This window comes from Halorubrum luteum, from assembly GCF_054652935.1.
The window spans coordinates 849,047-873,341 of sequence record NZ_BAAIGT010000002.1 but is presented as its reverse complement, the minus strand read 5'-3'; the positions used below and the strand labels follow the sequence as shown (position 1 = coordinate 873,341).

The window sequence follows — 24,295 nt, the reverse complement described above, 5'->3', positions numbered from 1 at the left end:
TCAGTCGACGTAGTTTGTGCCTGGCGTCGGATCGGTCGGGCGCTGGTCAGCCGGATACGAGACGGTTCGGCTCTCGCACTCGCCACAGCGGTACTGTTCGGGATGTCTGGTCTCCTCACAATGCTGGGCATATTCGACCTCGAAACAGCCGTTCGGGCAGGCGTGGGCGATCTGTGGTTCGGTCCAGGGAATGCTCTCGACGTTGCATGTCCCTGGCGAGCATTCGGTTGGTGTGTCTCGTCCATCACAGCTGACGAGTGTCGTCTCGCACTCGGGGCAGGTATACAGCCATGGGTTCTTGATGCGCTTCGAGCGCTGCTCGTAACCCCACTCGGTGCAGCCGTTCGGGCAGGCAAGCAGGTACGTCGTTGACCGTGACGCCTCGGGAGTTGTCCGGTCGTCTGGGCGATTCCAGGGGATGCTCGCTACGTAACACGTTCCTGGCTCGAGTGCACTCGGAATTTCGGAAGCGTCATAGCTTACCAGTCGCTGTTCACACTCGGGACAGGCGTATTTCCAGGGGAATTTGACTCGCTTCGACCGCTTGAGATACCCGCGTTCATAACAACCGTCTGGACAAGCCAGAATATACTCTGCGTCGACGAGGTCGTCACCCTCGTAGCGTGCACTTGGATCTGCCCCTGCCCGATGTGCTGCGTCTTTCCACTCCTTGCCGTGTGGCTTCGCTCCCGGTCCGACCGTCGAGAAGACGTATGCGTGGGCGACTTCGTGACGGACAGTGTCCCGCCAGTCAACGTCGCAGGTGTCCTCGAACAACCGGCGAGCGATCCGGATCTGGTAGTACGCAGCGTCTGATTCGCTGGCCGGTCCCTGGACTGGCTGACACTCGCCGAGCTTCCGCTGGAACGTGTCGGTCACTTCGATACGAAACGAGTCTGAAGACAGTGTATCGAATCCGGCTCTGTCGAGGGTGGCCGATATTTCTTCAGCTACCAAACGTTCGTGTTCGGCCATCATCACACTCTCCTCTGGGATCTGCCATCAACCTCACGGTCGCCAGGTTTTCGTTCCGTTCAGTTACTCCGAACCGTATGTATCGGCTGCCCGCTGGAGATCGAATTCGAACTGCTCGTCGAATTTGCGGAGACGCTCGGGATGGATGGCCGCTCCGAGAATGGCCAGCAACCGCTCGCGCTGCTCGTCCGTGATCGTGACGGAATAGTCGAGTTCGGACTGTGGCTCCCAGTACTGTGGAAAGTCCGGCACATCCTGTTTTGTCACTTTTTCGAGTGATCTGAGATACACCAGATCCTCTCTAGTATCCGGGGACTGCAATAGCCGTTCGAGGAGCACCAGGGCAGTTTCCGGATCGGCGAATGCGACGTGTTTCAGGATTCCCATCGCCCAGGGTTCGCTTTTCGTGTCGAGTTGGTCGACGACCCGATCGAGAATCGCAATGTCCGAATGACCGACTGCCCACCCCAGAGCCGCCGCTCCTTCCCATGCCCACTCGGTGTCTTCCTCGACAGTGATCCCCATGAGATAGTCGACTGTCCACCCGGGGATGGCGTCGGGGTCCTGGTCGATTCGGGTGCGGATCACACACCGGGCGACCACGTTGGCGAGCACCTGCGAACAGTGGTGATCACCGACTCCGGGCGGATACGCCTCGGCACACTCCTGGAGGAACTGCCAGTCGATGTCTCGGGGCCCGTCAGTTGCTGCAGTATCGACCACGTCGATAACTTGCGGACGGTATTGTCTTGCTACCTCTCGGAAACGGTCTCCACCTCCACGCTCAAGCGCAGTCTCGATCGATTTGTCCCACGCAGCGAGCAGCGTGTACACGTCCGTCTGGTTCTCGGGCGTCGTCTCTTCGAGTGCAGTCGTCAGCGTCGCGATGTCACGTGCCATCGTCGATCAGTTGCCCTGGCGATCGGGATACTGCGGTGGTGCCGCTCCCTGTTTCTCGACGACGACCGAATCGTCATCGAGCGAGCCCTCCCGAATCGCTTCGATATCGATGTGGTGCTCCCAGCCGTCACCGAAGTCGAACTCGTAGAACAGCGTCTGTGACTGGTCGAGTTCGAGGTCGTCGATCGTGGTCTCGGCAGCGTTGCCCTCTTCTGGTGGGTGTTTCCGGAGCTCCCGGAATCGGTCTTTGGCTTCTTCGGGTTCATCGTCAGGAATCGCGTGGTCGAGAAACCGATCGATCTCCTCGTCGTCCATCGGTTGCCAGCTCTTCTCGCCACTGTACAACTGTGGATGAACGTAGCTCCGGGTGGCAATCCCACGCTCGTCACGGGTGAGAAACTCGTAGGCGTGGCTATCGTAGCGGTCGAATGCGTCGAAAATCGCCTCGTGAAGGTCCGCCAAGGTACTGGATCCGTCAATCTCGATCTCGCGATAGACTTCGGTTTCCGGCTCGAACTCTAACGGCGGGTTGGGCAACAGCAGGACTCTGAATCGGTAGATCGCCATACGCCCATTTTCGTTCCCCCCACATGTAGACATTTGCTCTTCCGTTCCTCGCGCCGCATCATTCGTCGCCACGATTGTTTCGAATGACTGATCCATCGATTGCTTCGATATCGTCCTTATTGCTTCCACGTTCTCTGGATGAACACAGCTGCTGAGATCTGATGTTGGCTTCCACAATAGTTGGTTAATTGTGAGATCCGTCCCACAGATCCAAGGGGCCAAGCCGACGGTCTTGCGAGAAAACGACCCCGCTCCGGCTCTTCGTCAATACCGACAGTATCGAAGTACTCAATCGAATTCGGGAACGAAGTCCTCAGCGAGTTCATCAGCGAGTTCACCACCAGTAAGCCAGGTTATTTGATCGTCGTCGAAACCGTATTGCGGAAGTAGCGATTCGGCTGCCTCGCCAAGCGGGATATCGTTTGTTACGATCGTGATCCGATCAGCGTTGTCATTAAGGAGCAGTTCGAGCGCCAGACCTACAATTTCCGCATCCGCTTTTTCGACGGCGTCTTCTGGTCGATCGCTGGCACTTGCGATGAAACTCCGCGCCTGATCCATCACGTTCGAAACCTCCGAGTTCGAATAGGACGGACTTTCGGTGACCTTCATCCATCCCTCCTGTAGTGCCTCGTCGACAGCTGTATTGTCGGCGGTATACTCCTCGAGGGCTGGATCGCCAGTCACTTCGGCATACACCTGTGGCGAGATTCGAAAGACGGTATCACGCTGACGGGCTTCACGGGCCAGCGCTTGGAAGCGTGTGCTTTCCCGGCGCCCACAACTAATGAGGACTGAGGAATCGATGAAAACGATGTCGCTGTCACTTTCCATATCGATCAGTCCTCGACGACGGGCCGTAGTGCATCCAGAATGACTCCAGTCTCCAGGGGCGAGAGCTCTTGTTCACGAGCCATGATCTGGTGCGTAACAGATCCGTCGACGTATTCACGCGCGTATTCAAGGGCGACGGCGAGCCCGTCCAGTCCGTGGCGATCGATGTACGTATCGATGTCGTCGTCCTGGGTTCGGCGAGCAATTGCCTCGATCAGCTCCGGAGTGATTCGCCGTTCGGCGTCGTCTTCTACCAGTTGGAGATCGATTGCCTGAGCTGTATACTCCGCCGGTCGGTCCTCGTTTGACTGGTTGATGAAGCCTGCGGCTTCGAGGTCGTCGACGTATTCGTAGACTGTCCGCTGGGGGAGCTCGAGCGTCTCGACGATTGCTTGGATCGTGGTCTCCGGATGATGGCGGATATACGTATAGATCCACGCTTTGCGGGCGTTTCCAAGGAGTGCAAACACCTCGCCACCAGTATCGAGCGGAGTTTCCCAGTTCGCTTCTCTCGTTGCCATCCTTAGTAGCGAATTGCACGCAATACGCAAAAACTTTGCTGAGACAGGACCGCACGAATTGGCTGTTTGTACGGACAGCGCCGGGGGCGGTACTCAATAGACTGAAAGAGTCCACCTGGACAGCGCGTCTTTCGAACCAAGCGATATAGGATGTCCATCGTCATCTTAGGGCCGTATCTGCAAGCAATGCCAGAAAGGGATGGCAAGAATGGACTACTGACCGATACGACCAGAGTGTCGTGTTATAGCTGATCCAGATAATCCCTCCGTTGTTCCATCTTCTCTTTCTCCGTGCGTTGGTCGTAGTGCATCTCGAGCACCTGCTCGGAGACGTTCGCTCGATCGCCGACTGCCTTCATCGGCCAGTCTTGCTGGAGCGAGTGGGTGATCCCACCGCGACGAAGTGCATGCGGACTCTCGCTCGACGGACACTCCGAAGCACGTTCGTAATCAGTCGCTGGGCAGTCATCGATGTCACGTCCATGTGGACACTCACCAGACCGAATGCATGGCCGCGTATATCGATAACAGTCTCCTCGAAGCGTCGTCGTATGGGCTCGCCCCTGTGACGTCGTAATAAGTGGCTCACGCCCGTACTCGTCAACCGACGCTGGTCGTCGCTGGTCAATCCAGTCGATCAGAAGCTGACACACCTCGTCCGACAGCGCGATAAACCGTTCACCGTCTGTGCTGTTCTTGATCGGTGTATCCGTCTCAGGACGATGGACGACCTCCAAGGATTTCTCTTCGGGATCGAAATCGCCCACGTCAAGCGAGTGGATCGCCCCGACTCGCATCATCGTATGCCACATCAGTGCGATCACCACGTGGTGTCGAGACGCGTATTCGTAGCGACGGAGATACTGGAGCAGTTCCTCGGCGCGCTCCTCCTCGAGCATCTCGTCACGCACGTTATCGTCGCCGGTTAGCGTCGGCGAGCGAATCTTCACGTGGAGATCCTCCGGTGCACCGTCGATCGATTCCACCCACCTGATGAAGACGCGAAGTGTGTCCATCTGGGTCTTCTCGGTCGCAGGGGAGAGATCTCCCTCGTCGCGCCGCCACAGTCGGTATCGGTGTAACTTCCGTCCGGTCAAGTCGTTCAGGTCCGTGATTCCCTCGTTGTCGCACCACCGGATGAAATGACTCAGCCGAGAGCGATGCGAGCGAATCGTGGCTTCGGTGACGTTGTTCTCCCTGTCAGCCAGGTACAGTTCGAGCGCGGTTTCCGGTTCGATCGGTTCGAGACTCATGGCTCTCTGGGTGCGAACTCGAGGTCAGAACCACCGATCTCAGATCGCCGATTTTTGCCGTTTCAGGGCCAGCAAGGGACTTCGTTCACCTCGTGACCGAGAGCCTGCAGCGCCCATCATTCTGCGTGACGGGCAACATTTGGCAGACGGCGGCACGACGCTTATAAAGAAACCCCTCTTCGGACGTTTGGATTTCATCACGCTGCGGAACGGGGGTCGCCGGTGTCATGCGATTCGCTTACATTTGAATGACACTGTGGGGACATAATACTTGGGTAGAGAGTGTAATTGGCGGCGCGCGCGAGAGACTTTGGTCGTCTTCCCGCCACTCAACTCAGCAAATCAGAGGGCCTGTCCGAACTAAAGCAAGCCAGAATCCCCTCCAGAATTAACTATCTGATGTTGATTGTCCGTCGTATATACTTCCCTACGATTGGTGTTGGAGTACTCAGGACGGCGTGAGTAGGTCGTCGATGTCCGCGACAGTAAACAACGACCACGAGTCATCGAGTTGTGCTTCGAGACCGTCGACGAAGCCGCTTTTCGAAAACAGGGCGAACTGCTCGTCTCGATCCGACGGTCCCCATCGGACGTTCTCCGCCTTTGCTCGCAGACTCTCGACGAGGTCTTCCCCAACCGGATCTGTCGTCCACTTACATTCGGCGAGGAGGACTCGGCCGTCGTTCGGTGCCAGCCCGACGATATCGATCTCCTCCTCTCCGTACCACCAGCGACCGACTTCGGAGTACGGTTCGAATGCACCGCGTCGAATCCCTTCCCAGACGGCTTCTTGACACACGTCCTCGAACGTGGTTGCGACGTGCGTTGGGAGGTCCGGTTCAATCGTCCCGTCGTACACGATCTCCGGTGCTTCCTCGATACTGGATCGATGCGGCTCGACATACCGAAACCAGAACCGAAGGAACTCGTCCGCAACCCGGTACCGTGACCGCTTCGATTTCTTCCCCGAGGCCGTGACTGGGACATCTCGTTCGATGAGGCGGAGTCGGCGAAGTGTCTGTAGGTACTTCGAGAGCGGTCCCGAATCGATCCCCGTTGCGCCGGAGATCTCGTTCGGTGTCGTATGGCCCAATGCGACTGCTTCGAGGATACTCATGTACCGGGCTGGGTTTCGGAGCTCGGTGCGCAGGAGAAACTCGGGTTCGTTATACAGTACCGCAGATGGTGACAGGACGTGTGATCGAATGTTCGCCGCGAGCGACTGGTCGTAGTCGAACAGCGTGAGGTACATCGGGGTGCCACCCGTGACGGCATACGAGCGAACCGCGTCCGTGATGTCGTATGAGATGACCTCTCGTGCCTGTTGAAAGGAAAACGGCGTTACGTCGAGTTGGGCCGTTCGTCGCCCGTACAGTGGACTCTCGTGACCCAGGATCTCTGACTCCATCGTGCTCACGCTCGACCCACAGAGCACCAGCATCGAGTCCGTCCCATCGAGCGCCTGGTCAACGAACGCTTGTATGTACGATGGAAGCGAGTCGTTCTCTTCGACGAGGTACGGGAACTCGTCGATGACGACGACGAGATCCTCTCGCTGGAGGTTCTCCCCGAGGTATTCGAACGCTTCGTCCCAACTGTCGATTCGCGGGACGCGCTCGTCGAAGTAATCCGCAACTTGGTCGAGGAACTTCTCGCGCTGTCGATGCTCGGCTTCCTGCGCGGCAAGGAAGTAAATGTGGGGACGGTCAGCACAGAATTCTTTGAGGAGTTCCGTTTTCCCGACCCGACGCCGACCATAGACGACAACGAAGTCCGAACCGGGTGACTCCACCGCAGCGGTGAGTGTATCAAGTTCTTCCTCCCGGTCGTAGAAGGTCATACTTAGGATAATGATTACCGCGATAATGACTTAAGAATTCGGGTGGCCACCCCCACCGGAATGATTCTCGCACTACGACCAAGACACCGAACCTGACGAGGGAACCAGGCGAGATAGAAACTAGATGTACGGGGAACTATTTTCGCGTGGTCTTGGTTCGTTCAATCGACGGGTCGGCATAAACTCCATAATATCATTTGAGCCGAATATTCAGCTACCGAGTAGACGTCTGAAGAATCCCGGTGAATTTGTCTCCTCTGAACCAGTTGGTTGGTCAGCGGCTTCACCGTTTTCTACTGGTCCGTCAAGTAGTTCTTCAACCGAGTAGCCAATCCACTCAGCGAAGTCTTCCGGTGCACCGATATAGACACTTGTCCCAGATTTATCGGACATAAACCGCTTGTCAAGGCGTTTCTCGTAGTCGTAGACTTCCCAATCCTCGCGGTCGAAGTCAGCGTTCATCCCATCGGGTTCCGATTCGAACTGGACACGACCACCTTGGATGTCGCGCTGCCATTTGAGCCGTCCCGTATCGTACATCTGTTCCGCTGGCTCATTAGCAGGGAAGTACTCCGGGGGTTCTCGACCAGCCTCCTCGTAGAAGTCACAGAAGATCTGCCGGACGTCTTCCACTGTGCCATTACCTTCGGTCCGCGGCTGCTCTGCTAGCATGCGGCGAGCCACGTAACTGAATATCGGATTCTCCCGCTCTAGCACTTCTGCGAGATCGTCTTGGGCCTCATGGAATCCCGGATCTTCTGGATTCGAGGGGAACGACACGTCCATACTGAGGATCTTCATTCGGTTCCGGAACTCCGACTTCGGCAGTGAATCGTTGGTCGTAAAAATCAGACACGGCTGATCGACACTGGTCGGCGTCCAATCACTCCAGTAATTTCGGATTGGGCTCCATCCCTCAATATTACTTTGGCTCTTGCCGAACTGAGTGAAACAGCACCCTGAGAATTACAGCATCCCGCCGTGCGCTAGTTGCTATGTGCAAGCGGACAGCCTTCGGCGGGATGCTACAGGATCTTGTTGAGCTCACCTCAATAGTGTTGCGCCCAGAGCCGCTCGATGCGGAGATCGAGCGGCGCTGTAAGCAAGCTTGGGAAGAAGCTCCCTGTCCGGAATGTGGTGAAACCGCCATCCAGAGCGGGGACGACAGTCCCCGACTCTGGTGTCGAAACTGCCGCTACGGCTTTACCTACACACGCAACACTCCCTTCGAAGGACGTACTCTCACACCCGGAGAGGTCGTCATCGCGTTCGTTCTCTACGCTGATACACTCCTCAGCATCAACCAGGTCGCTCGGCTCTTTGAAGCGGTCTACGATACCGTTCACACGACAATTCGAGAGGTAGAAGCCGCTTTCGAGCGCGGCTTCTACCTCGTCTTCGAACGCATCCAACACACCATCGACGGCCCAACACAGATCGACGAAACCGGTCACAAGTGCTCGGGCTACAAGGGACAGACGCCGCCGCGGGACGGGCTCTCCCGCGGCGGCTCTGGAAAGAAGGGACGATCACGGTGGAAGGGTGCCCCCGGTGATACCATGACGTTGATCGGTGCCTGTCGTGACGTGCTCCGCGTCATCCGCCCTGAACGAGGAGCTCAACCAGAGGAACTCAAGCCGGCACTTGACGAGGTCGAGATCCTTTCTGGGAAGCTTGACGAAGTCTGGCACGACGGGTGGCGCGGGTACGCGCCACTCGTCTACGAAGACGAGCAAACGGTTGTCCACTCCGAAGAGTTTGTCACTGATGAGGGCGTTCACATCAACCAGGTCGAATGCCTCTGGTCACTCGTCAATCCGTGGCTACGGAAGTTCCGCGGCCTCTCAAAGCAGGGCTTGGAGCAGTCCGTCCGAACCTACGGGTTCGTACGGACATTAAACCTCGCTGGAGCACCGCTACACGGCCTTCTTGACTGCTTCGTCCTCGACGTGTTTCACTGAGTTATGCAAGAGCCCAGCCAACTCGTCGTTGATCTCCTCCAACTTCGAGTTGGCAGCATCAAGCTCTGCACGCTTCTCCTCTAATTCGTCAGGAACGTCCGCGTGCTCCTGCACGCGGAACTCCGCAGTCTCGTACTCGTCATACGCTTCCTGTAGTTCCTCTCGCTCTGCTTTGAGCTCAGGCAGTTCCGCCAGTTTCTCTTCGAGGTCCTCTAGCGTCTCCTCCGTCTCTGACTTCTCTGCTTGGAGATCCTCGATCTCTGCTTCCAATGACTCGATCTTCTCACGGTGAACCGGGAGCTTGTCGGCGCGTCGCTTGACATCTCGGGCTTCCTCCCGACGGTTGCGTAGATCGGAGAGTTCCTCGCTGAGCTCCGCACGTTCTGTGACGATGGCTTCGATCCGGTCTTTGCGCTGGTCGATTGCGTCCGACCGGTGCTCCGCTTTCAGTGGCCGGTCACACGTTGGACACGGCGCGTCCACATCCGTATCTTGTAACCGCTCCAACTGCTCTTCGAGCCGTTCCCGTTCGTTCTGTAGTTGCTGCCGCCGCGCCTTCCGCTGGTTAATCTCTTCGTCGAGTTCTTCCGGATGCGTCGTCGCCTCCCAGTCTTCCTCGATGGCCTCGACTTTCGCTTCGAGCGACTCGACCTTCTTTTGCTTCTCGGCGATGTCTCCGGCGAGCTCGTCGATTCGATCCTGTAGTTCCTCGATCTCGTCTTCACGCTGCTGTAGCGAGTTGATTTTCTTGTCGAGTTCCTCGTACCGCTGTTTCTCGTCCTCGCGCTCCTCCAGCGTCTCTTGGGCCGATTGCAGCGTCTCTAATTCGTCTTCGAGCTGGTTCACCTCGAATTCGACCGACGAGACCTCCTGCTTCTGCTCGGCTTTCCGCTCAGCAAGCGCGTCTCGTTCGTTCTCTCGTTGCTCCAGCTCGTCCAGCCGCTCACTCGCTTCCTCGTGCCGCTGATACCCCTCTCGGTTCACCTCACACTGTTTTTGTGCCTTCTGAGCGGCGCGAAGCTCCTTCTCTGCAGTATCCAGCTCACCCTCGGTCGCCTCGATCTCTTGCTCCTGTGACCGGACTTCCTGTTCGAGGCTGTCGATTTCATCTTGGACGGCCTCTAACTCTTCGTGCTCCGTTTCTTTCTCAGTCAGCTCGTCGGTCTTCCGATCAATCTCGGCTTCGATTGATTCAACCTCATCAGCTAGCGATTTCGCTTTCGACCGCTCGTCTGGCAGGTCCTGCACCGTGCTCGTGAGCCCTGCAATCTTCTCACGGTGCTTCTGCTCTTCCTGCTCAATCGCGTCCGGAATGTTCTTGAGCCGGTTCCAGGACTCTTCGTACGCGTCGAGGTTCAGCAGCGCATCGAACGTCGCCTTCCGACTGGCGGGTCGCTGCGCGAAGTCAGAGAGGAACCGCGTCTGCGGAACGCCGATACACGACTCCCACAGGCTCTGCAGCTCGTCTTTGTCTTCGACATCGAACTGGGCGCACAACCACTTGACGAGCTGGGATTTGGAATCGATATCCTGGTCGATCCACTCGTCGTTCTCGGCATCGTAGCGGTGCACACCATAGCCCGACCGGCCAGCCGAGCGTGTCACGCGGAACCGCTGCTGGCCTTCTGAGGTTTCCTGTTCAAATGTGACCTCGACAGTTCCGGAGGTCGCGCCCTCGCGCACGAAGTCCTTGTTGTTGAACGGCAGCGAATCGAACAGTGCGAAGCCAATCGCTTCCTGAATCGTCGATTTCCCTGCGCCGTTTTCACCGAGGATCGCGGTCACACCACCCTCAATCGGTACGACTGTCCGTCCCTCGTACGACTTAATGTCCTCTAACGCAACCTCGATAACCTTCATTGTTGCATCACCTCCGCCTCATCGTCGGCTTCTCCACTCGGTTCACCATCACCAGGCTCCGCCTCGCCCTCAGCATCCGCGTCCGAGAACGGATCCTCATCGATGTCGAGCACCACATCGTTAGCCAATTCCGGGAACAAGTCTCGTCGTGCGGAACTCACCGATTCACGGATGTCTTCGACGGCCTCTTCGGCCTGCGCCATCTGGTGTGCGTTCCCCAGGATGTCGGCGACGTCTTGGGCCTGCTCGTCGTAGATGGATTCCTTCGCTATCGTCTCGAACACGCGGTGTTCCAGCGCCGCCGTATTCAACCGGCCATCCTGAAAGACCTCGTCCTCGTCGATCTCTGAGATCAGTTGCTGGACGTCCGCCGTCCGGATCCCCGTATTCACTTGCACGTACAGGGCCCCGTACTCCTCTTTCACCCACTCCGCGAGTTCATCCGTCCGGAAGTCCCCTCGACTGAATTGTAACGTTCCGCTGAACCGCAGGTCGATGATCGGCGCTCGGGGCTCTCCCTGCGCCTTGAAGTCCTCCTTCCGACAGTACTCATCAATCCGTGATTGCTCCCCGCGGACGTGGTCCTGAAACCCGGCTTCGAGTTTGCCTGGTGAGTCGTACTCCGTGACATCGAACTCGACCCGGCAGTACGGTCGCCGCTTGGTCGGGTGATGGTCCACCTCGTACTCGACCGCGTTCTCGGCCTCGTCTTCGGTGGCCGTCAACGCGACCGAATGGTAGCCGTGCTCCCAGTCGTGGTGGCCCTCGCGCGTATTGTGGGCTTCTGGGGATCCGGGGTTGTAGATCCACCCAGCAGCGTCGTACTGCTTGTGAATGTGCCCGAGTGCGAGGTAATCGACGTGCTCTTTCACGTCGCGGAGTTCGGCGTGGGTCACCGTCCCGCCTAGCGTCGGAACCTCGTCCTCCATGCCGAAGTGTGCCAGTAGCACGGTCGTCGCTGGTTCGCCGTGCTCGGCGTTCGTCGCTTGTATTCCGTGTGCCACCTGTTGCAACGCTTGCCCCGTTCGCGCGCCTCGCCACTGAAGCCCGAATACTCGAACTGGACCGTCGAACTCCGGCACCTCGATATCGTAGAACCCGGCGTAATCGCCGGGGCCCTCCGGGTCGTACGGTTTGAAGCGGGCAGTCTCTGAGTCTGCCTCCAGATCCGCCTTCAGAAACACGATGTGGCCGCGCCGGTGCAGGTAATTGAGCCACGTTACCTCGCGCGGGGTCAGGTTCTCGTCGTGGTTCCCTCGGGACACCAACACCGGTACGTCGTCCGGTACTCGGCTGAGCTCTCGTTCGACCTGGTCAAGGACTTTTGGGCGGATATCCCGGGAGTGAAACAGGTCCCCGGGGAGCAGGATGGCGTCCGTGTCGCGCTCGCCGACCATCTCTTGCAATGCCGCGCGCGTCGTTGACACCATGTCGTCCTCTCGTTGTTTCAACCCGTACTGTCGGTGGCCGAGGTGCGTATCCGCGATGTGAGTCAGCGTTAACATGGGGACTTCCACGTACAGTCTATCTAACCAATAGGTTTTAATAGTTTTGCCTGTCTTGAATAGTTTGAGGAGTTGGAACTGATGGACTCTGGTAACGACGACGAAGATAAGAAAAACCGCTTCCGAGAAGCCTTCGAACGCGGGCAACAGGGGCGCGTCGGAAGCTACGAAGTTTGGTTGTCCGATCACGAGTTCCAACCAGAACTAGCGACCCGTGACCAACTCACAGCGTTCTTCCGTGACCACCCTGCGAAAGCGGTCGATCACGAAGACGCGCTGGACGAAATTGGCGAGTACGCGGGCTTTGTAACCCGGCAACAGGATGTCTACCACACTCCCGTGATCGGGCCGTCCGGGATCGGGAAGACGCAGTTACTCCACACGGTCGTCTCGTTTCTCACGGAACTCTCCGAAGACATCGATACGAAACACATTGACGCGACGGATCTCGGAAAAAAGGCCGACAACGGATTCCTCCTCGGTGAGTTCGCTCACGATCTGACCGAGCTTGAAACCCCAATCATCTGCATCGATGATTGCGGCCTAGACAAACGAATCGAACACTCACTCAACGAACTTCGAGAAGCCGTAGACAGCGGCCTGTTCGTAACGACTTGGACGCCCGAACGGTGGGGCGTCAACCGAGGGCGCGTACAAGACGCGCTCCCGCCCTCGAACGAGATCCACCTCGATGCGTTCCCCCGCAAAGACACTGACGAGACGCTGCGCATCGTCTTCGAGCAGCTCTCCGAGAACGAATTCACACTCCCCTCGGAAACCACGGGGCGCATCCACGAACTAAGCGAGGGGATCCCGCGGTTGATCCACACGCTGGCCTTGGAGTCGCTTCAAGAGGCGTTTCGGAAAGAACTGGAGCCAGGGGACGTAGCAGCCACGAACTCGGCTGCCGACCGACTTCACCTGGTCGATGCGAGCGCTCGCGTCCAGGACCTCTCCGAGTCGAAGCTCACGGTGTTGAAACAGATCCTCCAGCTGCCAAATGATCGGGGTGTCCAACCGGGCACGTTGGTTGAGGAACTCCACCGCGATAAATCGACCATCTCCTATCACCTCAGGGAACTCAGCGACGGAGGCTTTGTCGAACGCGACCGGGAGGGCCGCCGCGCGTTCTATAGCGTGACCGAGACGCTGGAACCGTTCATCCAACGACGAATCAACCAGGAGGCCGAGTTCGATGGCTAGCTACAAGGTTGTGCCACTACGCGACGAGAGCATCGACACGGAAGCAATCGAGGCCGGGATCGAGGCTACCTCGGCATTCAACTCGGACGCGGATCTTCGCAGTGGAATGCTTCCACAGACGTTCGAAGTGGGAGCAGACGGGATCTGCTGGGCGGAATACGGTCGTGAGACGTACTACGACCTGACCACGCTCGAAGGCACCGAGCAAACAAAACGCGCCGAACGGTACGCGGTACTCTTTCTCCAGAACGGTTACGTTGCAATCCAAAAGACAACGAAGGAGGTCGAACAGGAGGTTCTCACGACACTCGCAGCGGTTCTCGATGAGGACGTGAAATTCGAGACTGTAGAGTTCGACGAAGAGGATCTTCGGACAGTCATCGAGGAATCCAGCCGCGTCCAACGTGTCGACGTCAGCCCGAACAAACGCGAACGACCGGACCACGTGTCGGCTCAAGACAGAGGTGACCTGCGGGACACGGACTGGTGGGAACAGTACTTCGGGGACACGTTCGAACAGGTTCGTGTCGATCTCCCGGATCGAAACATCGCGGTCGAAGTCGGGTTCGACGACACCGGTCGCATCACGCTCTACGGCCGTGAAATCGAGATGGCGATCCAGGCAGAGGCGATGCGGTACCTGACCGATGAGATTATCGATCCCTATAGGAGCCCGTCTGACTTCCAGGGTACTCTTGGAGGGTACAAATGACGGGTCAGCAACCGACCGAGCTGGACTCTCGGATGCCCGTGAGTGGCCACCCGACGATGGTCTCCTGGTCGCGGGGGAAACCCCGACTGTACCTCGCTGACACGGACGGACCGATTGACCTCGCCGGCCTCGTCGGAGAAGAGATCCGCATCGACATCCAGTCCGGATTCCGTTGCCAACACTGCGGTGACCGAGCGGACACCTCCCCGTGTCAGGAGTGCCAGTCGAAGCCACCGTTCCAACAGTGTGTCTACACGCCTGGAACATCCTGTACGTATCAGGACTGCCCGTTCCCATCGTTCAAACGACGATCCTGCGCGCACAACTTCGTCGTCTACCTCGTCGCCAAAGACAGCGTGAAGGCTGGCATCACGCAAGCGGACCGCGCTGCGAGTCGTTGGGCGGAACAGGGCGCGACGCACGGTATGATCGTTGCTCGGACACCGAATCGGCGCGTTGCCGGCACCGTCGAGGACGCGTTGGAGGCCGTCGTGTCGACGGAATCGACAAAAGAGTGGTACGAACCGCTGGACGAGCCGCCCCACGCACTTATGGACGCCGTCGATTCGTGCCGAGATGTCCTCACAGGACCGCTGGAACCGTTCTCGACGCTTCCCAGTGACGAGACAGCTCTCGAAGACCGAATTGTCCGAGTTCCCGTTCACTTCACCGGGGACGATGGGATCGTCAGTACCCTTCCAGAAATCACCGTGGACGAGGGACTACAGTCAGAGGTTCTCGGAGTCCGGGGTCAGATTTTAGTGACCGAGGACGCTGTCGTGAACTTCGACCATCTGAAAGGGAAACAGGTCGCGGTCGAAGCGCCTGCAGAATGTCTCCCAGCAACGGAGGCCGCACAATGAAACCACTCAATCTCGACAAGAACTCACTCAACGACGTACCGGTCGGAGACACCTACGCCGTTCGCTTCACCCACGACGCAGTCTTCGATAACGAAGGTCAGTACCCACGCCGTAACCTGAAATTCACAGACGGCGGCGGCGACGACCGAACTATCACGATGTGGAAGAACTCCGCACCAGTGGAGATCTACGACGAAGACTACGACAGAGGAGCCACCTACCTCATCACCGCTGTCGAGTACGATATCGACGAAGGAAACGGCGGGACGGAATATCAGAACCTTACCGTCCAGAGTGATGCCACACTCCTCGAAATGGAGGGTCCCCCGACCACTGAGGAAGCCCTCGAAGACGGGCTCGCCGAAACTCCTGACACGTCCGCTGACAGCGGCGACCATGGCCTTACGACGTTCCGGGCTATGGATGATCTTCCGGACTACGACGTCTACGAGTACGAACTCGTTCCAAAGCGAGGGTTCCGCCCCTCTGGTGAGAACACGCTTCGGGCAACGTATAAGCCTCGTCGCAAAGTCCGGCAACAACTCGATGTCACACCGGTCGTCGTCGGAAGCGCGTTCAAACTCGTTTCCCTGGTGAAACTCGCACACGACCGAGTGGATCTTCCTCGCTTCGAAATCAACGAGGTCGGCACCCGACCGGTCGTCTATGCGGACGAGGATGACCGGGAAATCCTGGGTGAAATGCTCGGTGAAGTCCTGAAGGACGCAAAACGCGACCAGTACGACATCCACGGTATCAATAAAATCCTGGAGATCGACCCAGTCATCGAGAAAGAACGATTCCGCCTACACGAGCGGTACAACCTCACCGTTGAGGTTCTCCCCACGCGTGCCGCCTACCTACACGTCGATTACCGCCACCGAATCCTCTCCGACCGGACGCTCGACCAACTCGACGAGGATGAAATTCATCCGGGACGTAAACAACCTCGGGCGCGGTGGCCCGAGGCTTTTGTTGGTTCCCTCAGCTGTGTGCTAGCACTCCCTGCTCGGCAAGCGAGCGGGATGAAGTTGGGCGGCTTACGCGCCCCGACCCGGACAGACGCACCAACCGAACCTGTGGCTGGGTTTTGTGAGTCCGGTAATTCGATTCGTTACCATCGAGTTTCGCCTTCTCACGCCACGCGATGTTCACTGACGCATTGCGGTCAGCGTGGTCTTGCACCACGTCACACTCGTCGTTCGTACAGCGGAACCGCCGTCCCTGCCGATACCCACGTTCACCACAGCACGAACACGTCTGCGAGTTGTAGTAGGCATCCACCGTGTCCGTCGGAATCTCTCGCCACGTCGCCTTGTACGAGACGAATTTCTCGAACTTGTGGAACGGCAGTTTGTGCAACCGGCGGTTCATATACGTCCCGTACTTGATTTCGTCGCGGATACCGCTCATATCCTCGAACACGATAACCGGATTCGAGAACTGCTCTGCGAACTCCACGACAGCACGGGAAAGTCGATGCAACACCCACTCGGTGAATCGCTCTTCTCTATCACTGAGTCTGTGGTGGATGCTCGTCTTGCCGTGTTCCTGACAACGTTTCGTAATGGTGTGGTAGCGTTGGCGTTCCTGCTTCACCCGTCCGTAGTCGAGGACGAGCGTGCCTTTCGTCCGCATCGTGTCGCGGTCGAGGGCGGTGAGAGCGACGGTGCGCTCGTTGATGTCCACGCCGACTACCGTATCGGCGGTGTCGGGTGCGGGCACGTCGAACTCGCGTGTGACCGTGACGTGTAGGTAGTACACGCCATCGCGGTACAGGAGTTCGGCCTGCCCTATATCCACCTCATCCGACGTAAGGGCGTCTCGAAGTTCGTCCATTGCGTCCGGCTCACCGCGAAGATGGCCGTTGACCTTCTTGTAGGGTTTCGGGCTGATGCGGAACTGGACGCGGTTCGTGTTGTCGTTCACGGTGAGGCGGTAGCCTTCCGTGTGCGCCATCACAAGCGGGTAGGCACCAGATTTGTCCGTACTCGGCGGCGTCGGCTTCCCTCGGTCAGGGTCGTCTTGATTCTCCCACCAGTCTTTGAGTGATTGATAGGAGCCCCATGTTTGGAGGGCTTTGCCGACGACCGCACACTTGTTGTTCCGTAGGAAGTCGTCGCGGTCAACCTCCTGCTGTATCTCGGTGCGATTGTGCCCCTGTTGTTTGAGGCGGATGGTTTGGTTGAAGATCTCGCGAGAGGCGAGGCGGGCATCGTGAAGCCACGATCGTTCACCAGACGCTATGTGGAGCCGCGTCTGGATCGTCTTCGTGGCTTCTTCACCCATGCATTGACAATCGTTCCAGATTGTCATAAATGTAGGGATTAGGGATGGAAGAGTACCGCAGTCACGCACATTCGGTTAGTTCCTGCAAGTATCATTTCGTGTGGTGTCCGAAGTATAGACACTCTGTTCTCGGTGTGGTCGAGGAGGACGTGAGAGAGTTGTTTGCGGAGACTGCCGACCACTTCGGCCACGAGATTTTGGCGTTGGAGATTGCAGACGACCACATTCATCTGTTCGTGCAAACAGACCCGAAACATAGCCCTGCTGAGGTAGCATGGCAGTTCAAGTCGTACTCTGGAAAGCACTTGCTGGAACGGTATCCCGAGATTCGAGAGTCATATTTCTGGGGCGGTGGATTCTGGAAGATTGGATACTACGTGGGAACGACGGGAGCAGTATCGGAGGAAGTGGTTGAACGGTATATCGAGGAGACGGAACATACGCCGGAGTGACGCGCTTCACCCCCGCCCACGGTGGGGCGGGGAACTCGCGCTGCTTTTCGTTTGAATATTACCCCGCGCACGGTGGCGCGGGGAATCCTGTTCTCACGAGACGAGGCTTCCTGTTTCGATGACGTGACGTGCAGACACTTCATGGATGGCATCCGCGTCCGTAGCGGTCACAGTTTCCACAGGCGTTTCTTCGGAGTGACCCACTCCTAGTTTGGAGAGTCCGCGAGAAAGAACGTTCCACGCTGCGTTTACGTCTCTGTCCGCCTCGAATCCACAGGCCGGACAGAAGTGTTCACGCACCCAGAGCGGTTTGTCAGTTTCGACGCCACACTGGGCGCACTCTTTGGTGGTTCCTTCGGGCTCAACTTCCACGAAGTGCGTGCCTTCCCGCTTGCACTTGTGACACGGACGACACAGGTCGACGGTCGGGGTCGTCGCACGCTCCTCCGGGCGCAGGTGGTGGCGCTGGACGACCTGGGATCGTCGATCCGATCGTCGGGGACCGCTCACTCCGCTGCTCCGGACTCGCAGTCACAGCCACCCTGCCGAATGAGGTCGACGAGCGCGTAGTCCGTGCCGCAGTCCTCACAGACGGTTCGGACGTCGACGAACAGCTCGTAGTTCCGGTCGGTGACCGCCTCGGCTCCGACGAGCCCGTCGAGCGTCGACTCCGCGACCGCCGCGGTTCGACCCTCAAGCCGTTCGAGCGTCTCTATCTTGGCGTCGGGGTCCGGCGTCCGATCGGAGAGCTCCGCCTCCCGATACTTCGTCAGATAGGTGTGGATCGCCTGATGTGTGACGAAGTTCGATCTGACCTCCTCGACGTCGACGCCGAGCCGTTTGAGCTCCCGCTCCTTCCGAAGCGCGTCCGCCCGTGACACGTCGTCGTCGGTTAACACGCGGTACGTGCTCGCGACGTCGTCCTCGATGACGGCCTCGCCGGCCTCGCGTAAGGCGGCCGCCAGCACTGCCCTGTTGAACGTATCGGCGAGATCACGGAGGCTCGTTCGCTCGCCGGTCTCGCCGAGCCACTCGCGTTCGAGTCGGTCGCCCCAGCCCGTGAGGTCGTACCGTTCGATCACGTTCGCGACCTTGCTGTTCGGCTTCCCGTCCGACTTCGAACTCATTGTCGCGAGTACGCGCTCCGCCGTACAAAAACACCCACCACTGCCGTCGCGGCTCCTCGCCGCCGCCGACCCGGGAACTCCCCTCGGTGTCGTGGTTCGGCGTAACACACTTAAGAGGCGGGTGGGTAACCGACGGTAGTGGCATCCCGACAGGGCGGACCGGGACGCGACGACGCTCCCGGCTCCGGCACGACGGACCCGTTCGGACCGGAGTCTCCGGTGGGCAACCCTCACCACGGGGGTGGCCCGGGCGCCGGTTTCTCACGGTCCGAATCCGACAGCTCCCGGCGACCTCCGCACGGGTTCCATCGCCAAGCGGACTCCGAAGCGAGTCGGCGGACTGCGTCGGACCCGCCGCTTCGCGATCCGGAACTGTACGCGCTCACGGACCATTTCCACGAGCGACTCGGCCAGCCCGGCCGATACGTCTCCACGCGGACGGTAAGCGACGCGATTCGCCACGGCCAGCTCCGCTGGAACCGGACGGACGGCTGGCGATTCGCCGTCGTCCGCGACGGCGTTCGATTCGTCGTCGTCGTGAGCGACACCGAGACGGCCTCCCCCGTCGTCGTCACCGCGTGGACGGAGATCGCCGATCGGGCGGTCGCGCTCGCGTCGCCGCGGTGGGACGCGACCGACGTCGACACGATCGCGGTTCGGACGGCGCTGAGCGAATCGTCGTCGACGCCGATCCCGGACCGGCTCCGGCCTCGCGACGTCTCCCGTCCGTTCGTCGTTGGCGGACACGAGCTCGAAACCGAACCCGGTGAGCCGTTCGTCCGCTGCACACAGTGTGGCCGACGGTTCCGGTCGAAGGACGAGCTCACGGCCCGTCGGTGTCGGTCGTCGAGCGGGCAGTGACCGGCGGGGTTCGGAGTCGCGGACGCTACCTCTTTCCCGATCGACCTCCGAACACGGACGATGGGCGAGGAGACGGAGTCGACCGAGGAACCGACCGGGTCGACCGACACGGAGTCGCACCCGACCGACGAGGAGTCGAGTGGAGAGCTTACGGTGGAGCAGTTTCACACGGCGCTGGAGGCCGAGGGGCGACCGATCGCGACCGCCAGCGAGATCGCGACGCGGTTGGGAACGACGCAGGCGCGGGCCCGGGACGCGCTGGGTGCACTCGTCGAGGGCGGGGACGTTACCCGCCTCGACGTCGAGCGCGATCCGGTCGTGTTCTATCCGGACGATTGGGGAAAGCTGGCGCGTCGCGAGCGCGTCGTCGCGTTTCCGAACCGTCGGGAGATCGTCGTCGACCGACCGACCCAGTACACGCGAGCACGGCTGTCACAGTTCGCCCACCTCGTCGATACGACCGGGACCGACCCGGGCACCCGCGGATATCTCTATCGGATCCGGCAGGAGGACGTGTGGGCCGCGCCGTTCGACGCGCTCGACGGGCTGCTCGGAGCCGTTCGGTCCGTGCTGCCGCGCCGGTTCGAGGGATTGGAGGGGTGGATCGAGGACCAGTGGCGTCGCGCGCACCGGTTCCGGCTGTACACCCACGAGGACGGTTACGTCGTCCTGGAGGCGGCCTCCGAGAGCCTGCTTGGCAACGTCGCCGACGACCATCTCGATGACGACCACCTCCGTGCGCCGATCTCGGAGACGGAGGCGTGGGTGAACGAGGACGCGGTCGCCGGGATCAAGCGCGCGCTGTACGACGCCGGCTATCCCGTCGAGGACGACCGCGACCTCGACGCCGGCGATCCGGTGGATATCGAGCTGATGACGGAGCTGCGACCGTATCAGGAGACGTGGGTCGAGCAGTTCCTCGAGAAGCGGTCGGGCGTGTACGTCGGGCCGCCCGGGTCGGGGAAAACGGTCGCGGCGATCGCGACGATCGCGGCCGTCGGCGGCGAGACGCTGGTGCTCGTCCCGTCCCGGGAGCTCGCGGGGCAGTGGCGAACGGAGCTGCTCGAGCACTCGACGCTTGACCCCGCAGACGTCGGCGAGTATCACGGCGGTCGAAAGGAGCTCCGCCCGGTGACGATCGCCACCTACCAGACGGCGGGTATGGACCGCCATCGAAGCCTGTTCGACTCCCGGCGGTGGGGATTGATCTGCTTCGACGAGGCACACCACATCACCGCCCCGGTGTTCTCCCGGTCTGCCGAGCTTCAGGCGACGCATCGGCTCGGCCTGTCCGCGACGCCGGTCCGTGAGACCGGGAGCGAGGAGGAGATATACACCCTGATCGGCCCGCCGATCGGCGCGGACTGGGACGCGTTGTTCGAGGCCGGCTTCGTCCAGGAGCCCGAAGTGGAGATCCGATACGTCCCCTGGCGCGACGAGATGGCCCGGAACGCGTACGTCAGCGCCGACGGTCGGGAACGGCGACGGCTCGCCGCCGAGAACCCGGCCAAGATCGAGGAGACCAGACACCTGCTGGCGGCCCACGCCGGGAAGAAGGCGCTCGTGTTCGTGGAGTATCTCGATCAGGGGGAGGCGATCGCGTCGGCGCTCGACGTCCCGTTCGTCAGCGGCGAGACGCCACACCACGAACGAAGCCGGTTGTTCGAGCGGTTCCGGCAGGATCACGACGCCGCGGGCTCCGGAGCCGACCCGCTCGATACGCTCGTCGTCTCCCGCGTCGGCGACGAGGGGATCGACCTCCCGAACGCCGAACTCGCCGTCGTCGCGTCCGGGCTCGGCGGCTCCCGTCGGCAGGGCGCTCAGCGTGCCGGGCGAACGATGCGTCCGTCGGGCTCCGCGCTGGTGTACGTCCTCGCGACCCGCGGCTCCGCGGAAGAGGAGTTCGCACAGCGCCGGATGCGGCACCTCGCACGGAAGGGCGTTCGAGTGCGGGAGACGAACGCCGCGGAGTGATCAGATATCCCGCCGGACGAACAGCGCGGTCGCGACGAGAACGAGGAGCACGAAGACGGCGAGCAGGAGCGCGGCGTCGAGAAACGCGTACTCCTCGTGGACGAGGATCGCGGTCTCGTCGTAGTATCGGCTCGGCGCGACGAACCCGATCCACTCGTAGTCGGGGTCGACGTTGGACGCGCCCTCGACGAGCCAGAGCGCGAACACCGTCACGAGCGCCGTCGCCTGAGCGGTTCGCCGGCGTTCGGCGGCGACCGACAACACGAGACCGATCCCGGCACAGACGAGCAGGTAGGGGATGCTCAGCAGGTGGACCATCACGATCGCCACCGGGTTGATCGGTTCGCCGATGAGGCGTGACCCCACGAGTACGACTCCGGCGACGCCAACGTTCAACACCGCGAGCGGAACCGCCATCGCGGCCGCCTTCTGGGCGATCACCGACTCCCGAGACACCGGGTTCGACAGGGTGAGATCCAGCTTCCGGCGCTCGATGTCGCCTGCGATCAGGCCGGCGCTCACGTACGCGATGTAGATCCCGACCAGCACGACCCAGAAAAACGAGTACATCTCGGCGGCGATGAACCCCTCTATCGTGTGGAGCGCTTCGATCCCGAAGAAGTCGAGCATCCCCTCCGGGAACGCCTCGAGCACGTCGGCGGCCGCCTCGGCGTCGTCGGCGAACTCCGGAAAGATCGAAAAGTACAGCACGCCGAACAGCCCGAGCACGCCGACGAGTGCGAGCGGACCGCGGCGGAGCCGCTTCGCCTCGTTTCGGAGGACCGCCGTCATGTCAGATGTCCCTCCTGACGAAGACGGCGGTTGCAACGATGACGAAGAGGAGAAACGTCGCGAGCAGAAGCGTCGCGTCGAGAAACGCGTACTCGTCGTGAAGCAGGATCGCAGTGGGGTCGTAGTAGTGACTCGGCGTGAGCTCGGCGAGCCACTCGTACTCCGGCTCCATCGCGGCGAGACCGTCCAGCAGCCAGAGCAGGAACACGAGCCCCAGTGTCGCGGCCCGCGCTCGTCCTCCACGATCGGTGACGACCGACAGGAGAACGCCGACCCCGCCACAGACCAGCAGATAGGGGGTACCGAGCAGATGTGCCAATGCGAGCGCTCCCGGATCGAGCGACTCGCCGACGAGCGACGCCCCGACCGCCATCACGAACGCCAGCCCGACGTTCACCGCCACCAGGGGGACCCACAAGGCAGCGACCTTTTGGACGACCACGGACTCCCGGGACACCGGGTTCGACAGGGTGAGATCCATCTTCCGCGTTCGGACGTCGTCGGCGATCGTGCCGGCACCGACGTAGCCGACGTACATGCCGGCAAAGAGGATCCAGACGAACGGGTAGATGTAGCCGCCGGCGAACCCCTCTATCGTGTTCAGCTCCGTTATCCCCATCAGCTCGAGCACGTAGTCGGGGTACGCCGCCTCGATCGCGTCGGCTTCGTCTTTCATCGCCGGGAAGACCGCAAGAAACATCGCGGTCACCATGGCGAGCACGCCGGTCAGCACCGTCGAGCTTCGGACCAGTCTCGTCGACTCCGCGCGGAGGATCGCCGTCACGGCGGGTCACCGTCCGCGTCGCCGGCGGGGTCACCGTCCGCGTCGCCGGCGGGGTCACCGTCCGCGTCGCCGGCGGGGTCACCGTCCGCGTCGCCGGCGGGGTCGTCCGCCGCTCCGTCGGAGTCCGCGGAGTAGGGCCGGCTCTCCCCCGTGTAGTAGTGTTTAAATATCGTCTCCAGCTGCGGATTCCCGATGTCGACGTCCTCGATGTCGAACGCCACGAGATGGTCGAGCAGCGTTCCCGTGTGGCCCGTGTACGTGAAATGGAACGTCCCCTCGACGACCTCGAGATCGATCATCTCGTCGGTGGCGAACGTTTGCGTCGGCACCGGTTCGGCGAGCTGCACTCGGACCTCCTTACCGCTTCGTTCGAGCAGGTCGTCGATATCCTCGAGCGCGACCAGCCTGCCGTCACGAATGATCCCGACCCGGTCACACACCTGCTGGACCTCGCTGAGAACGTGCGAGGAGAAGAAGACGGTCGTGCCGGCGTCGCGCTCGGCCTCGAGAAACGCCCGGAGCCGGTCCTGTTTGAGCGGGTCGAGCCCGGACGTCGGCTCGTCCATGATCACGAACGACGGATCGTGCATGAACGCCTGGACGATTCCGAGCATCCGTCGGTTCCCCGCCGAGTACGTCTCGACGGGCTTGTCCAGCGGCGGCGTGAAAAGCTCCAACAGCTCCGCACGCCGCTCGTCGCCGCGCATGCGCGCGAAGTAGTCGAGCACCTCGTTGCCGGTAAGATGGTCGTCGAACCCGAGGCTGTCGGGAAGATAGCCGATTTCGGATTTGACTCGGGTGAGCTCGCGCCGATCGTGGATGTCGGCTCCGAGCACCTCCGCCGTGCCGGACGTGGGCGTAATGAGCCCGAGCAGCATCCGGATCGTCGTCGTCTTTCCCGCGCCGTTGGGACCGAGATACCCGAATATCTCTCCCGACTCGACGCTGAACGTGACGCCGTCGTTCGCGGCGATATCCCCGTAGCGTTTGGTGAGCTCGCTCGTACGGATAGTTGGCATGAG

Annotated in this window: 22 protein-coding genes and 2 pseudogenes; 7 read left to right on the top strand and 17 right to left on the bottom strand. The window is 60.3% G+C overall.

Going from position 1 to position 24,295, the window contains the following annotated elements:
• From ACYQ0R_RS04330 to ACYQ0R_RS04295, 8 genes and pseudogenes are all read right to left on the bottom strand, one after another.
• Positions 1-975, bottom strand: coding sequence for a SprT-like domain-containing protein (locus ACYQ0R_RS04330; protein ID WP_459821097.1), 975 nt, complete (start codon positions 973-975; stop codon positions 1-3).
• A gap of 63 nt (positions 976-1,038) precedes the next feature.
• A complete protein-coding gene (locus tag ACYQ0R_RS04325) occupies positions 1,039-1,875 on the bottom strand; it encodes a DUF8137 family protein (protein ID WP_459821096.1) in 837 nt (278 codons plus the stop codon).
• Positions 1,876-1,881: 6 nt separating this feature from the next.
• Entirely contained in the window at positions 1,882-2,442 is a 561-nt protein-coding gene (locus tag ACYQ0R_RS04320) for an IS1096 element passenger TnpR family protein (protein WP_459821095.1), read from the bottom strand.
• Positions 2,443-2,730: 288 nt separating this feature from the next.
• Complete coding sequence (locus ACYQ0R_RS04315; RefSeq protein WP_459821094.1) at positions 2,731-3,276, bottom strand: PIN domain-containing protein; 546 nt, start codon at positions 3,274-3,276, stop codon at positions 2,731-2,733.
• 5 nt (positions 3,277-3,281) lie between these two features.
• Positions 3,282-3,797 carry a DUF7437 domain-containing protein gene (locus ACYQ0R_RS04310; RefSeq protein ID WP_459821093.1) on the bottom strand — a complete coding sequence of 172 codons (516 nt, stop codon included), beginning with the start codon at positions 3,795-3,797 and terminating at the stop codon, positions 3,282-3,284.
• Positions 3,798-4,039: 242 nt separating this feature from the next.
• Complete coding sequence (locus ACYQ0R_RS04305) at positions 4,040-5,050, bottom strand: tyrosine-type recombinase/integrase (protein WP_459821092.1); 1,011 nt, start codon at positions 5,048-5,050, stop codon at positions 4,040-4,042.
• 448 nt (positions 5,051-5,498) lie between these two features.
• Positions 5,499-6,890: an ATP-binding protein gene (locus ACYQ0R_RS04300; RefSeq protein ID WP_459821091.1), complete on the bottom strand. Its 1,392-nt coding sequence runs from the start codon at positions 6,888-6,890 to the stop codon at positions 5,499-5,501.
• Between the two features lie 210 nt (positions 6,891-7,100).
• A pseudogene (locus tag ACYQ0R_RS04295) lies at positions 7,101-7,811 on the bottom strand (hypothetical protein); the annotation flags it as partial.
• Between the two features lie 74 nt (positions 7,812-7,885).
• Here ACYQ0R_RS04295 and ACYQ0R_RS04290 point away from each other — a divergent pair.
• The gene (locus tag ACYQ0R_RS04290; protein ID WP_459820822.1) at positions 7,886-8,851 is read left to right on the top strand and encodes an IS1595 family transposase; all 966 of its coding nucleotides are present in this window, start codon (positions 7,886-7,888) and stop codon (positions 8,849-8,851) included.
• Here ACYQ0R_RS04290 and ACYQ0R_RS04285 read toward each other — a convergent pair.
• Together ACYQ0R_RS04285 and ACYQ0R_RS04280 are read right to left on the bottom strand one after the other, a co-directional pair.
• The gene (locus ACYQ0R_RS04285) at positions 8,807-10,711 is read right to left on the bottom strand and encodes an AAA family ATPase (RefSeq protein ID WP_459821090.1); all 1,905 of its coding nucleotides are present in this window, start codon (positions 10,709-10,711) and stop codon (positions 8,807-8,809) included. The genes ACYQ0R_RS04290 and ACYQ0R_RS04285 overlap by 45 nt on opposite strands.
• On the bottom strand, positions 10,708-12,216 hold the full coding sequence (locus ACYQ0R_RS04280) for a metallophosphoesterase family protein (protein WP_459821089.1): 1,509 nt from the start codon (positions 12,214-12,216) through the stop codon (positions 10,708-10,710). Before ACYQ0R_RS04280 ends, ACYQ0R_RS04285 begins: the two co-directional genes overlap by 4 nt.
• A gap of 81 nt (positions 12,217-12,297) precedes the next feature.
• Between ACYQ0R_RS04280 and ACYQ0R_RS04275 the strand changes: the two genes are divergently transcribed.
• From ACYQ0R_RS04275 to ACYQ0R_RS04265, 3 genes are read left to right on the top strand one after another with little or no spacing between them, the layout of a single operon-like run.
• Entirely contained in the window at positions 12,298-13,419 is a 1,122-nt protein-coding gene (locus tag ACYQ0R_RS04275) for an ArsR/SmtB family transcription factor (RefSeq protein WP_459821088.1), read from the top strand.
• Positions 13,412-14,131, top strand: a complete 720-nt coding sequence (locus ACYQ0R_RS04270) for a hypothetical protein (RefSeq protein WP_459821087.1) — start codon at positions 13,412-13,414, stop codon at positions 14,129-14,131. Before ACYQ0R_RS04275 ends, ACYQ0R_RS04270 begins: the two co-directional genes overlap by 8 nt.
• Positions 14,128-14,994, top strand: a complete 867-nt coding sequence (locus tag ACYQ0R_RS04265; protein ID WP_459821086.1) for a DUF2797 domain-containing protein — start codon at positions 14,128-14,130, stop codon at positions 14,992-14,994. The genes ACYQ0R_RS04270 and ACYQ0R_RS04265 overlap by 4 nt, the downstream gene beginning before the upstream one ends.
• Before the next feature lie 23 nt (positions 14,995-15,017).
• Here the strand turns inward: ACYQ0R_RS04265 and ACYQ0R_RS04260 are convergent, their stop codons facing one another.
• The gene (locus ACYQ0R_RS04260) at positions 15,018-15,746 is read right to left on the bottom strand and encodes a hypothetical protein (protein WP_459821085.1); all 729 of its coding nucleotides are present in this window, start codon (positions 15,744-15,746) and stop codon (positions 15,018-15,020) included.
• 232 nt (positions 15,747-15,978) lie between these two features.
• A complete protein-coding gene (locus ACYQ0R_RS04255; protein ID WP_459821084.1) occupies positions 15,979-17,283 on the bottom strand; it encodes an RNA-guided endonuclease TnpB family protein in 1,305 nt (434 codons plus the stop codon).
• Positions 17,284-17,327: 44 nt separating this feature from the next.
• Here ACYQ0R_RS04255 and tnpA point away from each other — a divergent pair, with 44 nt between their 5' ends.
• The gene (gene tnpA / locus ACYQ0R_RS04250; protein ID WP_459821083.1) at positions 17,328-17,735 is read left to right on the top strand and encodes an IS200/IS605 family transposase; all 408 of its coding nucleotides are present in this window, start codon (positions 17,328-17,330) and stop codon (positions 17,733-17,735) included.
• A 93-nt stretch (positions 17,736-17,828) separates the two neighbouring features.
• On the opposite strand, the pseudogene ACYQ0R_RS04245 reads toward tnpA, so the two are convergent.
• Positions 17,829-18,137, bottom strand: a pseudogene (locus tag ACYQ0R_RS04245) (zinc ribbon domain-containing protein); the annotation flags it as partial.
• A 104-nt stretch (positions 18,138-18,241) separates the two neighbouring features.
• On the bottom strand, positions 18,242-18,862 hold the full coding sequence (rdfA, locus tag ACYQ0R_RS04240) for a rod-determining factor RdfA (protein ID WP_459821082.1): 621 nt from the start codon (positions 18,860-18,862) through the stop codon (positions 18,242-18,244).
• Between the two features lie 138 nt (positions 18,863-19,000).
• Between rdfA and ACYQ0R_RS04235 the strand changes: the two genes are divergently transcribed.
• Positions 19,001-19,723: a hypothetical protein gene (locus ACYQ0R_RS04235; RefSeq protein ID WP_459821081.1), complete on the top strand. Its 723-nt coding sequence runs from the start codon at positions 19,001-19,003 to the stop codon at positions 19,721-19,723.
• 60 nt (positions 19,724-19,783) lie between these two features.
• The gene (locus tag ACYQ0R_RS04230; RefSeq protein WP_459821080.1) at positions 19,784-21,697 is read left to right on the top strand and encodes a DEAD/DEAH box helicase; all 1,914 of its coding nucleotides are present in this window, start codon (positions 19,784-19,786) and stop codon (positions 21,695-21,697) included.
• Here the strand turns inward: ACYQ0R_RS04230 and ACYQ0R_RS04225 are convergent, their stop codons facing one another.
• From ACYQ0R_RS04225 to ACYQ0R_RS04215, 3 genes are read right to left on the bottom strand one after another with little or no spacing between them, the layout of a single operon-like run.
• A complete protein-coding gene (locus tag ACYQ0R_RS04225) occupies positions 21,698-22,489 on the bottom strand; it encodes an ABC transporter permease subunit (RefSeq protein WP_459821079.1) in 792 nt (263 codons plus the stop codon). It lies immediately after the preceding gene.
• 1 nt (position 22,490) lies between these two features.
• Positions 22,491-23,273, bottom strand: a complete 783-nt coding sequence (locus ACYQ0R_RS04220) for an ABC transporter permease subunit (protein ID WP_459821078.1) — start codon at positions 23,271-23,273, stop codon at positions 22,491-22,493.
• Positions 23,270-24,292, bottom strand: coding sequence for an ABC transporter ATP-binding protein (locus ACYQ0R_RS04215; protein WP_459821077.1), 1,023 nt, complete (start codon positions 24,290-24,292; stop codon positions 23,270-23,272). Before ACYQ0R_RS04215 ends, ACYQ0R_RS04220 begins: the two co-directional genes overlap by 4 nt.
• Positions 24,293-24,295 lie beyond the last annotated feature (3 nt).

What these genes read in the sequence shown, in the direction of transcription:
- ACYQ0R_RS04330 (WP_459821097.1), bottom strand. Translation starts at nt 975, where the DNA reads ATGGCCGAACACGAACGTTTGGTAGCTGAAGAAATATCGGCCACCCTC.
- ACYQ0R_RS04325 (WP_459821096.1), bottom strand. Translation starts at nt 1,875, where the DNA reads ATGGCACGTGACATCGCGACGCTGACGACTGCACTCGAAGAGACGACG.
- ACYQ0R_RS04320 (WP_459821095.1), bottom strand. Translation starts at nt 2,442, where the DNA reads ATGGCGATCTACCGATTCAGAGTCCTGCTGTTGCCCAACCCGCCGTTA.
- ACYQ0R_RS04315 (WP_459821094.1), bottom strand. Translation starts at nt 3,276, where the DNA reads ATGGAAAGTGACAGCGACATCGTTTTCATCGATTCCTCAGTCCTCATT.
- ACYQ0R_RS04310 (WP_459821093.1), bottom strand. Translation starts at nt 3,797, where the DNA reads ATGGCAACGAGAGAAGCGAACTGGGAAACTCCGCTCGATACTGGTGGC.
- ACYQ0R_RS04305 (WP_459821092.1), bottom strand. Translation starts at nt 5,050, where the DNA reads ATGAGTCTCGAACCGATCGAACCGGAAACCGCGCTCGAACTGTACCTG.
- ACYQ0R_RS04300 (WP_459821091.1), bottom strand. Translation starts at nt 6,890, where the DNA reads ATGACCTTCTACGACCGGGAGGAAGAACTTGATACACTCACCGCTGCG.
- ACYQ0R_RS04290 (WP_459820822.1), top strand. Translation starts at nt 7,886, where the DNA reads ATGTGCAAGCGGACAGCCTTCGGCGGGATGCTACAGGATCTTGTTGAG.
- ACYQ0R_RS04285 (WP_459821090.1), bottom strand. Translation starts at nt 10,711, where the DNA reads ATGAAGGTTATCGAGGTTGCGTTAGAGGACATTAAGTCGTACGAGGGA.
- ACYQ0R_RS04280 (WP_459821089.1), bottom strand. Translation starts at nt 12,216, where the DNA reads ATGTTAACGCTGACTCACATCGCGGATACGCACCTCGGCCACCGACAG.
- ACYQ0R_RS04275 (WP_459821088.1), top strand. Translation starts at nt 12,298, where the DNA reads ATGGACTCTGGTAACGACGACGAAGATAAGAAAAACCGCTTCCGAGAA.
- ACYQ0R_RS04270 (WP_459821087.1), top strand. Translation starts at nt 13,412, where the DNA reads ATGGCTAGCTACAAGGTTGTGCCACTACGCGACGAGAGCATCGACACG.
- ACYQ0R_RS04265 (WP_459821086.1), top strand. Translation starts at nt 14,128, where the DNA reads ATGACGGGTCAGCAACCGACCGAGCTGGACTCTCGGATGCCCGTGAGT.
- ACYQ0R_RS04255 (WP_459821084.1), bottom strand. Translation starts at nt 17,283, where the DNA reads ATGGGTGAAGAAGCCACGAAGACGATCCAGACGCGGCTCCACATAGCG.
- tnpA (WP_459821083.1), top strand. Translation starts at nt 17,328, where the DNA reads ATGGAAGAGTACCGCAGTCACGCACATTCGGTTAGTTCCTGCAAGTAT.
- rdfA (WP_459821082.1), bottom strand. Translation starts at nt 18,862, where the DNA reads ATGAGTTCGAAGTCGGACGGGAAGCCGAACAGCAAGGTCGCGAACGTG.
- ACYQ0R_RS04230 (WP_459821080.1), top strand. Translation starts at nt 19,784, where the DNA reads ATGGGCGAGGAGACGGAGTCGACCGAGGAACCGACCGGGTCGACCGAC.
- ACYQ0R_RS04225 (WP_459821079.1), bottom strand. Translation starts at nt 22,489, where the DNA reads ATGACGGCGGTCCTCCGAAACGAGGCGAAGCGGCTCCGCCGCGGTCCG.
- ACYQ0R_RS04215 (WP_459821077.1), bottom strand. Translation starts at nt 24,292, where the DNA reads ATGCCAACTATCCGTACGAGCGAGCTCACCAAACGCTACGGGGATATC.